General features: G+C 35.1%; 15 protein-coding genes and 1 pseudogene. 10 read left to right on the forward strand and 6 right to left on the reverse strand.

Features of this window, described 5'->3' with window-relative positions; all coding sequences use genetic code 11:
* Positions 1–131 precede the first annotated feature (131 nt).
* Positions 132–2,207: a YSIRK domain-containing triacylglycerol lipase Lip2/Geh gene (lip2, locus tag HMPREF2658_RS07385; protein WP_000943828.1), complete on the forward strand. Its 2,076-nt coding sequence runs from the start codon at positions 132–134 to the stop codon at positions 2,205–2,207.
* Between the two features lie 241 nt (positions 2,208–2,448).
* On the opposite strand, the gene HMPREF2658_RS07390 is transcribed toward lip2, so the two are convergent.
* Positions 2,449–3,276, reverse strand: coding sequence for an alpha/beta hydrolase (locus tag HMPREF2658_RS07390; RefSeq protein WP_000136024.1), 828 nt, complete (start codon positions 3,274–3,276; stop codon positions 2,449–2,451).
* 57 nt (positions 3,277–3,333) lie between these two features.
* The gene (locus tag HMPREF2658_RS07395) at positions 3,334–4,548 is read right to left on the reverse strand and encodes an NADH-dependent flavin oxidoreductase (RefSeq protein ID WP_000286460.1); all 1,215 of its coding nucleotides are present in this window, start codon (positions 4,546–4,548) and stop codon (positions 3,334–3,336) included.
* A gap of 95 nt (positions 4,549–4,643) precedes the next feature.
* On the opposite strand from HMPREF2658_RS07395, the gene HMPREF2658_RS07400 reads away from it, so the two are divergent.
* From HMPREF2658_RS07400 to HMPREF2658_RS07425, 6 genes are all read left to right on the forward strand, one after another.
* Positions 4,644–4,742 (forward strand): hypothetical protein, encoded by a 99-nt coding sequence (locus tag HMPREF2658_RS07400; protein WP_001803958.1) that lies wholly within the window; start codon positions 4,644–4,646, stop codon positions 4,740–4,742.
* Positions 4,743–4,855: 113 nt separating this feature from the next.
* A complete protein-coding gene (locus HMPREF2658_RS07405; RefSeq protein WP_070854298.1) occupies positions 4,856–5,857 on the forward strand; it encodes an LLM class flavin-dependent oxidoreductase in 1,002 nt (333 codons plus the stop codon).
* A 33-nt stretch (positions 5,858–5,890) separates the two neighbouring features.
* Entirely contained in the window at positions 5,891–6,223 is a 333-nt protein-coding gene (locus tag HMPREF2658_RS07410) for a glycine cleavage system H family protein (protein ID WP_000731881.1), read from the forward strand.
* On the forward strand, positions 6,224–7,024 hold the full coding sequence (locus HMPREF2658_RS07415; protein ID WP_000854324.1) for a protein-ADP-ribose hydrolase: 801 nt from the start codon (positions 6,224–6,226) through the stop codon (positions 7,022–7,024).
* Positions 7,014–7,958, forward strand: coding sequence for an SIR2 family NAD-dependent protein deacylase (locus HMPREF2658_RS07420; RefSeq protein ID WP_001191950.1), 945 nt, complete (start codon positions 7,014–7,016; stop codon positions 7,956–7,958). The genes HMPREF2658_RS07415 and HMPREF2658_RS07420 overlap by 11 nt, the downstream gene beginning before the upstream one ends.
* Entirely contained in the window at positions 7,936–8,958 is a 1,023-nt protein-coding gene (locus tag HMPREF2658_RS07425) for a lipoate--protein ligase (RefSeq protein WP_000280808.1), read from the forward strand. The genes HMPREF2658_RS07420 and HMPREF2658_RS07425 overlap by 23 nt, the downstream gene beginning before the upstream one ends.
* A 138-nt stretch (positions 8,959–9,096) precedes the next feature.
* Here the strand turns inward: HMPREF2658_RS07425 and HMPREF2658_RS07430 are convergent, their stop codons facing one another.
* From HMPREF2658_RS07430 to HMPREF2658_RS07445, 4 genes are read right to left on the reverse strand one after another with little or no spacing between them, the layout of a single operon-like run.
* Positions 9,097–10,440: a PTS ascorbate transporter subunit IIC gene (locus tag HMPREF2658_RS07430; RefSeq protein ID WP_001147961.1), complete on the reverse strand. Its 1,344-nt coding sequence runs from the start codon at positions 10,438–10,440 to the stop codon at positions 9,097–9,099.
* 14 nt (positions 10,441–10,454) lie between these two features.
* Complete coding sequence (locus tag HMPREF2658_RS07435) at positions 10,455–10,739, reverse strand: PTS sugar transporter subunit IIB (protein WP_000699533.1); 285 nt, start codon at positions 10,737–10,739, stop codon at positions 10,455–10,457.
* Position 10,740: 1 nt separating this feature from the next.
* Positions 10,741–11,184, reverse strand: coding sequence for a PTS sugar transporter subunit IIA (locus tag HMPREF2658_RS07440; protein WP_001162344.1), 444 nt, complete (start codon positions 11,182–11,184; stop codon positions 10,741–10,743).
* 4 nt (positions 11,185–11,188) lie between these two features.
* Complete coding sequence (locus HMPREF2658_RS07445; protein ID WP_000954252.1) at positions 11,189–13,144, reverse strand: BglG family transcription antiterminator; 1,956 nt, start codon at positions 13,142–13,144, stop codon at positions 11,189–11,191.
* Positions 13,145–13,355: 211 nt separating this feature from the next.
* On the opposite strand from HMPREF2658_RS07445, the gene mepR reads away from it, so the two are divergent.
* The 3 genes and pseudogenes from mepR (at position 13,356) to HMPREF2658_RS07460 (ending at position 15,780) form a co-directional block, all read left to right on the forward strand.
* Positions 13,356–13,775 (forward strand): multidrug efflux transporter transcriptional repressor MepR, encoded by a 420-nt coding sequence (gene mepR / locus HMPREF2658_RS07450; protein ID WP_000397416.1) that lies wholly within the window; start codon positions 13,356–13,358, stop codon positions 13,773–13,775.
* 106 nt (positions 13,776–13,881) lie between these two features.
* Complete coding sequence (mepA, locus tag HMPREF2658_RS07455; RefSeq protein ID WP_000651043.1) at positions 13,882–15,237, forward strand: multidrug efflux MATE transporter MepA; 1,356 nt, start codon at positions 13,882–13,884, stop codon at positions 15,235–15,237.
* A 103-nt stretch (positions 15,238–15,340) separates the two neighbouring features.
* Positions 15,341–15,780 (forward strand): annotated as a pseudogene (locus tag HMPREF2658_RS07460) (MepB family protein).
* Positions 15,781–15,811: the final 31 nt, after the last annotated feature.

Below are 15,811 nucleotides of genomic sequence, written 5' to 3' on the forward strand. Positions count from 1 at the left end.
AATATCGTATTATTAAATTTTTATTAATTTTGTAGTCTTAATCAAAAAATAATATATGTCATGTTATATTGAAGGTGCAGTTGTTTTTCATTCTCAAGAGGGGGTCAAAAAAATACTTTTGAGGTGATTATATGTTAAGAGGACAAGAAGAAAGAAAGTATAGTATTAGAAAGTATTCAATAGGCGTGGTGTCAGTGTTAGCAGCTACAATGTTTGTTGTGTCATCACATGAAGCACAAGCCTCGGAAAAAACACCAACGTCTAATGCAGCGGCACAAAAAGAAACACTAAATCAATCGGGAGAACAAGGGAATGCGATAACGTCACATCAAATGCAGTCAGGAAAGCAATTAGACGATATGCATAAAAAGAATGATAAAAGTGGAACAGTGACAGAAGGTAAAGATACGCTTCAATCATCGAAGCATCAATCAACACAAAATAGTAAAACAATCAGAACGCAAAATGATGATCAAGTAAAGCAAGATTCTGAACGACAAGGTTCTAAACAGTCACACCAAAATAATGCGACTAACAAAACTGAACGCCAAAATGATCAGGTTCTAAATACCCATCATGCTGAACGTAATGGATCACAATCGACAACGTCACAATCGAATGATGTTGATAAATCACAACCATCCATTCCGGCACAAAAGGTAATAACAAATCATGATAAAGCAGCAACAACTTCAACAACACCCCCATCTAATGATAAAACTGCACCTAAATCAACAAAAGCACAAGATGCATCCACGGATAAACATCCAAATCAACAAGACACCCATCAACCCGCGCATCAAATCATAGATGCAAAGCAAGATGATAATGTTCATCAAAGTGAGCAAAAACCACAAGTTGGCGATTTAAGTAAACATATCGATGGTCAAAATTCCCCAGAGAAACCGACAGATAAAAATACTGATAATAAACAACTAATCAAAGATGCGCTTCAAGCGCCTAAAACACGTTCGACTACAAATGCAGCAGCAGATGCTAAAAAGATTCGACCACTTAAAGCGAATCAAGTACAACCACTTAACAAATATCCTGTTGTTTTTGTACATGGATTTTTAGGATTAGTAGGCGATAATGCACCTGCTTTATATCCAAATTATTGGGGTGGAAATAAATTTAAAGTTATCGAAGAATTGAGAAAGCAAGGATATAATGTACATCAAGCAAGTGTAAGTGCATTTGGTAGCAACTATGATCGTGCTGTAGAACTTTATTATTACATCAAAGGTGGTCGCGTAGATTATGGCGCAGCACATGCAGCTAAATACGGACATGAGCGCTATGGTAAGACATATAAAGGAATCATGCCTAATTGGGAACCTGGTAAAAAGGTACATCTTGTAGGGCATAGTATGGGTGGTCAAACAATTCGTTTAATGGAAGAGTTTTTAAGAAATGGTAACAAAGAAGAAATTGCCTATCATCAAGCGCATGGTGGAGAAATATCACCATTATTCACTGGTGGTCATAACAATATGGTTGCATCAATCACAACATTAGCAACACCACATAATGGTTCACAAGCAGCTGATAAGTTTGGAAATACAGAAGCTGTTAGAAAAATCATGTTCGCTTTAAATCGATTTATGGGTAACAAGTATTCGAATATCGATTTAGGATTAACACAATGGGGGTTTAAACAATTACCAAATGAGAGTTACATTGACTATATAAAACGCGTTAGTAAAAGCAAAATTTGGACATCAGACGACAATGCTGCCTATGATTTAACGTTAGATGGCTCTGCAAAATTGAACAACATGACGAGTATGAATCCTAATATTACGTATACGACTTATACAGGTGTGTCTTCACATACTGGTCCATTAGGTTATGAAAATCCTGATTTAGGTACATTTTTCTTAATGGATACAACGAGTAGAATTATTGGTCATGATGCAAGAGAAGAATGGCGTAAAAATGATGGTGTCGTACCAGTGATTTCGTCATTACATCCGTCCAATCAACCATTTGTTAATGTTACGAATAATGAACCTGCCACACGAAGAGGTATCTGGCAAGTTAAACCAATTTTACAAGGGTGGGATCATGTCGATTTTATCGGTGTGGACTTCCTGGATTTCAAACGTAAAGGTTCAGAACTCGCCAACTTCTATATAGGTATTATAAATGACTTGTTGAGTGTTGAAGCAACTGAAGGTAAAGGTACACAATTGAAAGCAAGTTAAATTCATCTTCGGAATTTAATATGCTATGTAAATCGTGCTGTTATCATGGTGCAGCAGACGTAAGTAGCATCACAGTGTTGAATTTTAAAATAGTAAAGTGAAATAAAGCGCCTGTCTCATTAGCGAAAACTAAAGGGACAGGCGTATCTGTTTATGAGTTTAATAAATTGTATGAATAATATGGTTGATTGAATAACTGTTTATCATGATGATAAATTGGGTTTTTAAAAATAATGGTATATTACGCCGTTGTTATAGCGTTTAAGAAATCAACAACTTTACGATAAATAGTGATTGCTTCGTCATTAGGTCTACGATCAAAATCATGCTCGCTTTTATTCACGCGTTCAAATGTTGAATGTGGAACATGGTTCATGATATGTTCGCTTTCCTCAACAGGGACATCATAATCGCCATTACAATGCGCAATGAAAACAGGTGGAAGTGCTTTAAGTTCATTTGGTGAGATGTTGTATTTTGAATCAGTATAATCAGCAATGTTAATCATATTGATCCACTCACCTGTACCACGTGCATAACCGTAGATTAAAAAACGTTGGGCGATTTGATCTTGAATAATCGGTGTTGGTGAAGTAAGTTGAGCAAGTACTGTTTCATTCACACTTTGAGCTGTTTTAGCGTAATAGCTATTTGCCATTTTAAACGGTTCAGTGTTGATGCCACTATAACCATAAAAATCAATAACACCATCAATATCTCTGTCTCGTGCAATTAATAGACTTAAATATGCACCTGATGATCTGCCAAAGGTAAAAATAGGGCAATTAGAATATTGTGATTGAATCGCATCGAATGATGTGAAGATGTCATCGATGATGCAATCAAGGCTTACTTCTGGTAATAAACGATAACTTAGTTGAATTAAATCGTAATGTTCCGTAAGGATATCGATATACTGTGGCGATAAATCATTGGCCTTTCCAAACATTAAACCGCCACCATGAATGTAGACAATGGCACCTTTTGTTGGTTGATGCTTCGCTTTAATAATTGTGTAGGGTAATTCAAATGCATCTTTAGTAATTACTTTATCTTTAATTTCAGTCACGACTATACAGACTCCTTATTTTTGAAATTGATGTCATTATAACATTGTCTTAAATTTCTATGAAAAATTATCTTTTGATGGTGTGTCATGATAATTCTGTTCTAATTGACGTAAAGCGTCACGGGTATGTTTCTTTAGACCTTCCCCATAATCCATCATTTTAACAATATCTTTAAAAGCGGCACGCGGAATGGCTAAATTTTCTAAATCTTCCATAGAAAATTCAAGATTGATATCATGTGGTCGCTGTTCAGCAAGTTTATGCACAAAGTCAGGTTCTGTGACAAAAGGCGAAGACATGCCAACCATATCTGCATGTTGTAAAGCATCTAAAGCAGACTCTGGAGAATTAATCCCGCCACTTGCAATTAAAGGGATGCGACCTGCTAAATGTTCATAGACAATTTGGTTAACTGGCCGACCGAAATGTTCACCTGGTGTACGCGACGTATTTTGATAAATATGTCGACCCCAGCTAGCGATTGCTAAATATTGGATGTTTGAAACGTCCATGACCCAATCGATTAATTGATTGAACTCGTCAATGGTATATCCTAAATCACTACCTCTGGTTTCTTCTGGCGTTGCTCGAAATCCTAAAATAAAATTGTCAGGTGCTTCTTTATCAATCACTTCTTGTACCGCACGCATAACTTCTAAACATAATCTTGCACGATTTTTTAATGAGTCGGCACCGTAATGGTCTGTACGTTTATTCGAAAAAGTTGAGAAAAATGTTTGAATCAGCAAACGTTGTGCAATCGAAATTTCCACACCATCAAAACCTGCTTTAATCGCGCGTAATGTAGCATCGCGATACTGCTGAATGATGCTATTGATTTTCTCATGAGACATGGCGATAACATCGTGTTCAATCGGTGAATGCAACGTCATAGGGCTTGGTCCATACACCTTTCCAAAATGTAAAATTGCTTGATTTGAAAAACGACCAGCATGCGCTAGCTGAATAATAGCGAGGTTACCATGTTGTTTCATCGTAGATGCCATGTTAGTTAATCCAGGGATACAAGCATCATGATCAATATTAAAGCCATATTCAAACAATTGCCCATAAGGTTCAATGTAAGCAGCGCCGGTGACTTGCATTCCAGCTGAATTAGAGCGACGTGCAGCATAAGCCAAGTCTGCTTTTGTAATATAGCCTTCTTTTGTTGATGCGTTTACGGTCATTGGTGATAATACAAAGCGATTCGAAATTTTGATGCCATTAGGTAAGTGGATTGATTGTAAAAGTGGTTTGTATCGGTACATACTATGATTCCTTTTCTATTCAATATTGTTTTCAAAGTACCATGGAAAGAATGAATAATCAATGATGAACAGTCTTGATAGAATAGAATTGGTACATGGAAAGCATTTTTAAAATTAAAATTGAACTAATGAATGTCATTTGTAGGTCTGAAAATATGAATATGAAAAAGAAAAATACAAGCGAAAAGATATAAAAGTTAATTGAAAAACGTTATCATATACGTGGGTATATGAAGAGGGAATGGTATTAAGAACGCTAAAATGTTATGTCGGTTTGACATGACAGGATAAGTTTGGAGATGACGAATTGGTTAAATTAAGCGTATTAGACTATGCCTTAATAGATGAAGGTAAGTATGCACAAAAGGCATTGCAAGATTCAGTGACACTTGCAAAATTAGCAGATCGACTTGGCTTTAAGCGAATTTGGTTTACGGAACATCATAATGTACCAGCGTTTGCGTGTAGTAGTCCAGAACTGATGATGATGCATGTTTTGTCACAGACATCACAAATTCGTGTTGGTTCTGGTGGTGTGATGTTGCCGCACTATCGACCTTATAAAATTGCTGAGCATTTTAGAATGATGGCAGCGTTATATCCAAATCGTATTGATTTAGGTATTGGCAATAATCCGGGTACTACTATGGTAAAGCAAGCTTTAGATGGAATAGATCCTACATATGATAGTTATGATGAATCGATTTCGTTATTACGTGATTATCTTACAATAAAGGATAAACCAAGTGCGCATACGTTAGGTGTCCAACCACACATTGGTCATTTTCCAGAAATGTGGTTATTAAGTAGTAGTCCATCCTCTGCCAAAATAGCTGCCGAACAAGGTATAGGGCTATCAGTTGGAACATTTTTACTGCCAGATATAAATGCGATACATGCAGCGAAGGATAACATTGATATTTACAAAAAACATTTCCAAGTATCAACGATTAAAATGGACGCAAAGGTGATGGCATCTGTATTTGTCATTGTAGCTGATAACGAAGCGGAAGTAGCAGCATTACAACATGCCTTAGATGTTTGGTTATTAGGTAAATTACAATTTGCAGAATTTGAACATTTTCCATCGGTAGACACAGCGCAAAAGTATAAGCTTAATGATCGAGACAAAGAGATGATTCAAGCACATCAAGCACGTATCATTGCAGGTACACAAGAACAGGTTAAAGCGCAATTAGATGATTTCATTGCTACGTTTGAAGTTGATGAGGTGTTAGTAGCACCGCTTATTCCAGGCATTGAACAGCGTTGTAAAACATTAAAATTACTCGCGGAAATCTATTTGTAGCATTTTAAATAGAAGAGAAAGGATGAAGATAAGATGAAAAAGTTAGCCAATTATTTATGGGTAGAAAAAGTAGGAGATTTGTATGTGTTTAGTATGACACCTGAATTGCAAGATGATATTGGTACAGTAGGTTATGTTGAATTCGTGAGTCCAGATGAAGTTAAAGTGGATGATGAAATTGTGAGTATTGAAGCATCGAAAACGGTGATTGATGTACAGACGCCTTTGTCAGGAACGATTGTTGAGCGTAATACGAAAGCGGAAGATGAACCAAATATTTTAAATTCTGAAAAGCCAGAAGAAAATTGGTTGTTCAAGTTGGATGATGTGGATAAAGAAGCGTTCAATGCATTACCGGAGGCGTAAATGAAGACGTTGAAGACAAATGAAGAACGATTAGAATATTTAATCGATTATATGTGGCGTGAGCGAAATGACAATGATGAATTAGAGATGCCAACATCATTTGAAGCATTGTGGGAATTGTATCGAGGTTTAGCTAATGTAAGACCAGCCTTACCTGTTAGTGAGACATATCTAGCCGTTCAAGATGCGTTGTTAAGTGATTTGAACCGCCAACATGTTATGGATGTAAATGATTTGAAGCCGATAAAAGGGGACAATATCTTTGTTTGGCAAGGTGATATTACCACATTGAAGATTGATGCGATTGTAAACGCGGCGAATAGTCGCTTTTTAGGGTGTATGCAAGCAAATCATGATTGTATTGATAATATCATTCATACAAAAGCGGGTGTCCAAGTTCGACTAGATTGTGCAGATATTATTCGACAGCAAGGTCGCAAAGAAAGTGTTGGTAACGCTAAAATGACGCGCGCATACAATTTGCCTGCAAAGTATATTGTGCATACGGTAGGACCTCAAATACGCCGATTGCCTGTTTCAAAGATGAATCAGGACTTGTTAGTTAAATGCTATTTGAGTTGTCTTAAATTGGCTGATCAACAAAGTTTAAATCATATAGCATTTTGTTGTATTTCAACAGGTGTATTTGCTTTTCCTCAAGATGAAGCAGCAGAAATTGCTGTTCGAACAGTAGAAAGCTATCTCAAAGAAACAAATTCAACATTGAAAGTCGTGTTCAATGTATTTACAGATAAGGATTTACAACTGTATAAGGAGGCATTTAACCGTGATGCAGAGTAGTAAATGGAATGCAATGTCTCTTTTAATGGATGACAAGACAAAGCAGGCTGAAGTATTACGTACTGCAATTGAGGAAGCGGAGGCAATAGTGATTGGAATTGGTGCAGGCATGTCTGCATCGGACGGCTTTACATATGTTGGGGAACGCTTTACAAAAAATTTCCCTGACTTTATTGAAAAGTATCGTTTCTTTGATATGTTGCAAGCAAGTTTGCATCCGTACGGAAGTTGGCAAGAATATTGGGCATTTGAGAGTCGCTTTATCAAATTAAACTATTTAGATCAACCTGTAGGTCAGTCTTACCTCGCTTTAAAAGCACTAATGAAAGATAAAAAATATCACATCATAACTACAAATGCAGATAATGCTTTTGAGGTTGCTGATTATGATATGACTCATGTATTTCATATACAAGGAGAGTATATTTTGCAGCAATGTAGTCAGCATTGCCACGCGCAAACATATCGTAATGATGACTTAATTCGTGAAATGGTCATGGCACAACAAGACATGCGTATTCCTTGGGATATGATTCCAAGATGTCCAAAATGTGATGCTCCAATGGAAGTTAATAAACGTAAAGCAGAAGTTGGCATGGTTGAAGATGCAGATTTTCAGGCACAATTGCAACGTTATAATACATTTCTAGAGCAACATCAAGATGATAAAGTATTGTATTTGGAAATTGGAATTGGCTATACAACACCACAGTTTGTGAAACATCCGTTTCAGCGTATGACGCGTAAAAATGAAAATGCACTTTATATGACCATGAATAAAAAAGCATATCGCATTCCGAATTCAATTCAAGAACGTACCATACATTTGACTGATGATATCTCAACATTGATTACAGCAGCACTCCGGAACGACAGCACAACGAAAAATAACAACATTGGAGAGACGGAAGATGTACTTAATAGAACCAATTAGAAATGGAGAATATATTACTGATGGTGCGATTGCACTCGCCATGCAAGTTTATGTTAATCAGAATATCTTTTTAGATGAAGATATTTTATTCCCTTATTATTGTGATCCAAAAGTGGAAATTGGACGTTTTCAAAATACTGCTATAGAAGTGAATCAAGATTATATAGATAAACACAGTATTAAAGTAGTTCGCCGAGATACTGGTGGTGGCGCTGTGTATGTTGATAAAGGTGCCGTTAATATGTGTTGTATTTTAGAACAAGACACTTCAATTTATGGTGATTTTCAACGATTTTATCAACCAGCTATAAAGGCGTTGCATACATTAGGTGCAACAGATGTGATACAAAGCGGTAGAAATGATTTAACATTGAATGGTAAAAAAGTGTCAGGCGCCGCAATGACATTAATGAACAATCGTATTTATGGCGGTTATTCGCTATTACTTGATGTTAATTATGAAGCAATGGATAAAGTGTTAAAGCCTAATCGCAAAAAGATTGCATCGAAAGGGATTAAATCTGTGCGTGCACGTGTTGGTCATCTTAGAGGAGCACTGGATGAAAAGTATCGGGATATAACAATTGAAGCATTCAAAAATTTAATGGTGACACAGATTTTGGGAATCAATGACATTAAAGAGGCAAAACGATATGAATTAACGGATGCAGATTGGGAAGCGATTGATGAATTAGCTGATAAAAAGTATAAAAATTGGGATTGGAATTATGGCAAGTCACCTAAATATGAATACAATCGAAGTGAAAGATTATCATCAGGTACTGTAGACATAACAATTTCTGTTGAACAAAATCGTATCGCAGATTGTCGCATTCATGGCGATTTCTTTGGACAAGGTGATATAAAAGATGTGGAACAAGCATTACAAGGAACAAAAATGACAAGAGAAGATTTAACGCATCAGTTAAAGCAATTAGACATCGTTTATTATTTTGGCAATGTTACGGTTGAATCATTGGTTGAGATGATTTTAAGTTAATTTTGTTTAAGTTTTAATGTCGCACCCTCGTTAAATTTCATTTAATATAATACAAAACACCGTCCAAAAATAAGTGACATGCCTTTTGATAGAAGGAAAGTACACTCAACTTGTGATGGTGTTTTTGTTTATATATTGTTATTGTGCTTTTTGACGACCTTTTAATAAAATCGCTGTAGCTCCTACGATGATAATAAATAGAACAGCACCCAATAATCCCATATACTTTACTGCGTTACCGAACACGATACCGACAGCTAAAAAGTCTGTATCTGAGAATGTTGTTGCAGCACCACCTAATTCGCCTAAAAATGGCAAGAATAATAATGGTAAAAACGTTATTAGGATACCATTTAGAGCGGCGCCAGCAACAGCACCTTTAATACCGCCTCTTGCATTACCGAATACAGCAGCCGTTGCACCTAAGAAGAAGTGTGCAACTACGCCAGGTAAAATGACGACGCCACCAAATAAGAATAAGATAAACATACCGATGACACCTGTAATAAAGCTGACAAAGAATCCAATTAGTACTGCATTTTGTGCATAAGGGAACACAATAGGGCAGTCTAATGCAGGTTTAGAATTTGGTACAAGTTTTTCAGAGATACCTTTAAATGCTGGGACGATTTCAGCTAAGATTAAGCGAACGCCCGTTAAAATAATAAATACACCAGCAGCAAATGTCACGCCTTGAATTAATGAAAATACAATAAAGTTTTGACCATCACTAATAGATTCGTGTACATAACTAACGCCCGCAAATAAGCATGCGATGAAGTAAAGTAATGCCATCGTAATCGAGATACTAATTGTACTTTCTCGTAAGAAACTTAATCCTTTTGGAAATTTAATCTCTTCCGTTGATTTAGACTTACCTTTGAATAATTGACCTACAGCACCTGCGGCAAAGTAACTGATTGAACCGAAATGCCCTAATGCTACTTGATTATTGCCAGTAATTTTACGCATCGTAGGTTGGAGTAGTGCAGGTAAGACTGCCATGATTAATCCTAATACGAGTGCGCCGATAACAATCGTTAGCCAGCCTTTAATATGACTGACTGTTAAAATGATTGCTAAAAACGCGGCCATGTAAAATGTATGATGACCTGTTAAAAAGATATATTTTAAATTAGTGAAGCGGGCAATTAAAATATTAACAATAATGCCACAGACCATGATGAGTGCAGCTGTTGTTCCAAAATCTTTTAAGGCTAGTGAGACGATAGCTTCGTTATTAGGTACGATACCTTGCACACCGAATGCGTGTTGGAATATTTTACCGAATGGCTCAAGAGATCGAACGACGACATCAGCACCTGCACTTAAAATTAAGAAGCCTAATATCGTTTTAATGGTTCCTGAAGTGATTGTTGCGGCAGGTTTTTTCTGAACGATTAAACCTATAAAGGCAATCAGTGCAACAAGAATGGCTGGTTGACTTAAAATATCGACTATAAAATTAAGGATTGCTTGCATAGGTCGTACCTCCTTTAAATCATGTTAAGTTGTTGTAATTTTTCTGCGAGCTTTTGTTGTAATTCAGCTTTGTCTAAAATATTATCAAGAACTAAGACGTCCCCTAGACGTTCGGCATTTTCAGCTAAATCTCTACCACAAATAAACAAGTCAGCCATCTCTGGACTTGCTGTCATAATGTCACTATGCTCAACTTCTATATCAGATGGTGCATTAAGTTGCCTAAGCGCTTCTTGTGCGTTCATTTCTACTATAAAACTACTACCTAAGCCGTGGCCACATACTACTAAAATTTTCATATTAATCATGCTCCTTTAAAATAGTGGTAATTTCTTGTGCATTTTTTGCATTTAATAATTGTTGTACTGTTTGATTATCGCCCAATATTGTTGCTAAATTTTGCAATATAGATAAGTGTGAATGATTGTCGATGGCACTTAATACGAATATGAGAGATGCGTAATGATCTTCATCGCAAAACGCCACGTGTTGATTCAACTTTAATAGACTTAATCCAACTTGATGCACGTTATTATTGGGGCGTGCATGTGCAATTGCAATTTCAGGTGCGATAACGATGTATGGTCCTAATTCATTTACACTTTCAATCATTGCTTCAACATAACCTTGTTCAATAACTTGTTCTTGTAATAAAGGTTGCGAAGCTACAGTAATGGCTTCATGCCAACTATTGACTTGTTCTTTTACAATGATGCGTGTTGTGGTCAAAATGTCTAATGCCACGATGTTAAACCTCCTTTGTCTTAGTTACAGCAATGTGTTGCTTAATTTTACAAATTTTCCCATCTAAGAAATCTTGTCGAGATAACTCGTTACTTAATAGTTCACTTAGTTGTCCTAGTGCTTTTAAATGTGCATTGGGATGATCCGTTGCCAATGTAATCACAAGGTATACGGGATCGTTTGCTTTGCTACCAAATTCAACACCTTCAGTAAAATAAGTTAATGAAAAGCCGACACCATTGTGTACATATTCAGTTCCAGCGTGAATTAGTGAAATGTGTGGACTAATCACCATATATGACCCGAATTGTTCAAATTGATTTAAAATTGCTTCTATATAATTGGGACCAACAATATCATCTTTTATTAAAGGTTGAACTGATACAGTAACTGCTTCATTAATTGATAGTGATTGTGTGTTTACACTGATACGGTGTTCGGGTAGTAAATCAGCTAATGACTTACCTTCAGTAGCCATTTTTATTACACGCTTTTCTCTAGCATCATTAATGAGTTGATTTAATTTTTGGCGTGATTGCTCATTGATGAACGAATCGACGTTTATAACGGGTACTACTGAAATATCGCACGGTACGGTTGAAATCACATAGTCAATGTTATTTTGAATTAACTGCTTTTCATCTAACTGATAGATAGAATAGGCGTCCCAAATATTAAATTCGGGATAAAGATGATTTAATTTTGATTTTAAAAGTTGAGATGTGCCAATACCTGATCCACAAAGTAAGACAACTTTAATCATTAATTGTTTATTTGTTGCGCCACGTTCCATACTTGATGCAAAGTGAATTGCAATAAATGTTAATTCATCTTCATTGAAACTAATAGCTGTATCTTTTTCTATCGTACTAATATGTTTACTGATTGCATCAACAACTTGAGGATAGCGTTTATACACTTCTTGTTTTAATGGATTAGCTTGTATCATATCGTATTTAATTCGATGTATAGCTGGCTTTATATGTGTAAGCAAACTGGTATGCAGTTTATGGTCATTTGACATATCAATTCCTAATTCTTGGCTAACACAAGTGATGAATTCTTGGATGTTTTCTGATAAAACATGTTGTTCATTTATATTGGTAGATATAGTGCAATCAGTCATTTTTGAACCAAGTAAATGTAACGTGATAAAGATAATTTCAGACTCTGGAAATGTGACACTACAACTGCGTTCTAAGTTTTCTATCATTTTTGAAGCAATAGCATACTGATTAGTATGTCGCCATTTATCAATTTCATTGATAGGTATATCGAACGAAAAATTTTCATTTAGACGCTGAATGGCAATGAGTATATGATAGATTAAGCCATCGATAGCCGACTGAACTAAATGATAATTTTCACTATTTAATGTCTTAATAATGGCACGGCGAACTAATGCGATTGATTCTGAATTAAAGATATCAGCCTCTATAAAAGGTGCAGCTTGTTTCATATATTGATGTATAAAGTGTGCATACGCTTTACGATAATGATCTTCCTCACCAATAATATTGAATCCTTTATTGTGGACATAATTTAACTTTAAATGGTATTGATCTAGTTGGGCCTGTATCATCTTAATGTCATCAGCAATGGTGCGACGAGAAACATTGACATCGTGGGCAAGCTGTTTTGTTGAAACAGGATCAGTTGTTTCGAATAACTTTAAAGCGATATGTGTGAGTCGCTCATCTTTTGAAAAATGAATTTGATTCGTTAGATTGTGCTCTAATTCATTTAATATCGTTGTGTTAGCTGTTGTTACTTTGATGCCTGCAGCTTTATTACGGCTGACATTGTAATGATAAGTTTCAGCATATTGCTCAATATATGCTATATCATATTGAATGGTACGAGGTGATACACCAAGTTGATTAGCAATGGTATTTATTGGAATAAACGTTTGCTCATGAATTAAAAGATACAAAATTTCGATTTGTCTATAACTTAACAACGTAATATCCTCCTATTTGTAATTGTAAGCGATTTCATAAAAACGTAGATATGCAATCTCTTTCATATTTTAATCCGAAAAATTGCATATCAAAATGTTTATGGTGCAAGATTTTATAGAAACTTTTAAAATAAATTAGATATTCATGTTGACAATTTAAAAATGTCGCAGTATATTTATTTAGACATCTAACGAAATGGTGGTGCAATAAATGGAATTCACTTATTCGTATTTATTTAGAATGATTAGTCATGAGATGAAACAAAAGGCTGATCAAAAGTTAGAGCAATTTGATATTACAAATGAGCAAGGTCATACGTTAGGTTATCTTTATGCACATCAACAAGATGGGCTGACACAAAATGATATTGCTAAAGCATTACAACGAACAGGTCCAACTGTCAGTAATTTATTAAGGAACCTTGAACGTAAAAAGCTGATCTATCGCTATGTCGATGCACAGGATACGAGAAGAAAGAATATAGGACTGACTACCTCTGGGATTAAACTTGTAGAAGCATTCACTTCGATATTTGATGAAATGGAGCAAACACTCGTATCACAGTTATCTGAAGAAGAAAACGAACAAATGAAAGCAAACTTAACGAAAATGTTATCTAGTTTACAATAAATGGTAAGCGTGACTGGTAGAAATCAGTCACTTTATCTTTAATGTTATAGTTAGATATCTAATTATTAGTAAGCTAATTATTGAAAAAGACAAGGAGTATTGAACAATGAAAGACGAACAATTATATTATTTTGAGAAATCGCCAGTATTTAAAGCGATGATGCATTTCTCATTGCCAATGATGATAGGGACTTTATTAAGCGTTATTTATGGCATATTAAATATTTACTTTATAGGATTTTTAGAAGATAGCCACATGATTTCTGCTATCTCACTAACACTGCCAGTATTTGCTATCTTAATGGGGTTGGGTAATTTATTTGGCGTTGGTGCAGGAACTTATATTTCACGTTTATTAGGTGCGAAAGACTATAGTAAGAGTAAATTTGTAAGTAGTTTCTCTATTTATGGTGGTATTGCACTAGGACTTATCGTGATTTTAGTTGCTTTACCATTCAGTGATCAAATCGCAGCAATTTTAGGAGCGAGAGGTGAAACGTTAGCTTTAACAAGTAATTATTTGAAAGTAATGTTTTTAAGTGCACCTTTTGTAATTTTGTTCTTCATATTAGAACAATTTGCACGTGCAATTGGGGCACCAATGATTTCTATGATTGGTATGTTAGCTAGTGTAGGCTTAAATATTATTTTAGATCCAATTTTAATTTTTGGTTTTGATTTAAACGTTGTTGGTGCAGCTTTGGGTACTGCAATCAGTAATGTTGCTGCTGCTCTGTTCTTTATCGTTTATTTTATGAAAAATAGTGACGTTGTGTCAGTTAATATTAAACTTGCGAAACCTAATAAAGAAATGCTTTCTGAAATCTTTAAAATAGGTATTCCTGCATTTTTAATGAGTATCTTAATGGGATTCACAGGATTAGTTTTAAATTTATTTTTAGCACATTATGGAAACTTCGCGATTGCAAGTTATGGTATCTCATTTAGACTTGTGCAATTTCCAGAACTTATTATCATGGGATTATGTGAAGGTGTTGTACCACTAATTGCATATAACTTTATGGCAAATAAAGGCCGTATGAAAGACGTTATCAAAGCAGTTATCATGTCTATCGGTGTTATCTTTATTGTATGTATGATTGCTGTATTTACAATTGGACATCATATGGTCGGACTATTTACTACTGATCAAGCCATTGTTGAGATGGCGACATTTATTTTGAAAGTAACAATGACATCATTATTATTAAATGGTATAGGTTTCTTGTTTACTGGTATGCTTCAAGCAACTGGTCAAGGTCGCGGTGCTACAATTATGGCCATTTTACAAGGTGCGATTATCATTCCTGTATTATTTATTATGAATGCTTTGTTTGGACTCACAGGTGTCATTTGGTCATTATTAATTGCTGAGTCACTTTGTGCTTTGGCAGCAATGTTAATCGTCTATTTATTACGTGATCGTTTGACAGTTGATACATCTGAATTAATAGAAGGTTAAATATTTCGTACACTTCTGGCTGAGTATATTTCGGTCGGAAGTGTATTTTTCGAAAAAAATAAATATATGATACGATTATGAAAAAATAAAGTGAGAATGGCATATGTATAAATCTAAAATATTGTTGAAATATATTTTTAGTGAAGAATCAGAAGTTAAAGATTTAACTGAAGAAAAATATAATCAAGATTACGAAGCATTAACATTTAGCTTTAAAGAGGAAACATATCAAAGTAGGTTAGCTAAGAAAACACCGACTAAAACAGGATATTTTGTTACATGTTGGACAAAAGACGAGAACAATTGTAATCAACCATACTCAAAAGAGGCATTTGCAGATTACTTAATGATTATAGTTATTGATGAAGAATTAAGCGGTTATTTCTTATTTCCTAGGAATTATTGGTAGAAAAAGGCATCTTAACTACATTTGAGCATAAAGGTAAAATGGCTTTTAGAGTGTATCCTAAGTGGTGTAATCAATTGAATAAAACAGCAGGGCAAACACAAAAGTGGCAATGTAAATATTTTTTTGAATACTAATAAAAAGTCATATGGTTGAACTTATAAGAGA

This window comes from Staphylococcus sp. HMSC062H10 (assembly GCF_001836945.1).
GTDB classification, from domain to species: Bacteria; Bacillota; Bacilli; order Staphylococcales; family Staphylococcaceae; genus Staphylococcus; species Staphylococcus aureus.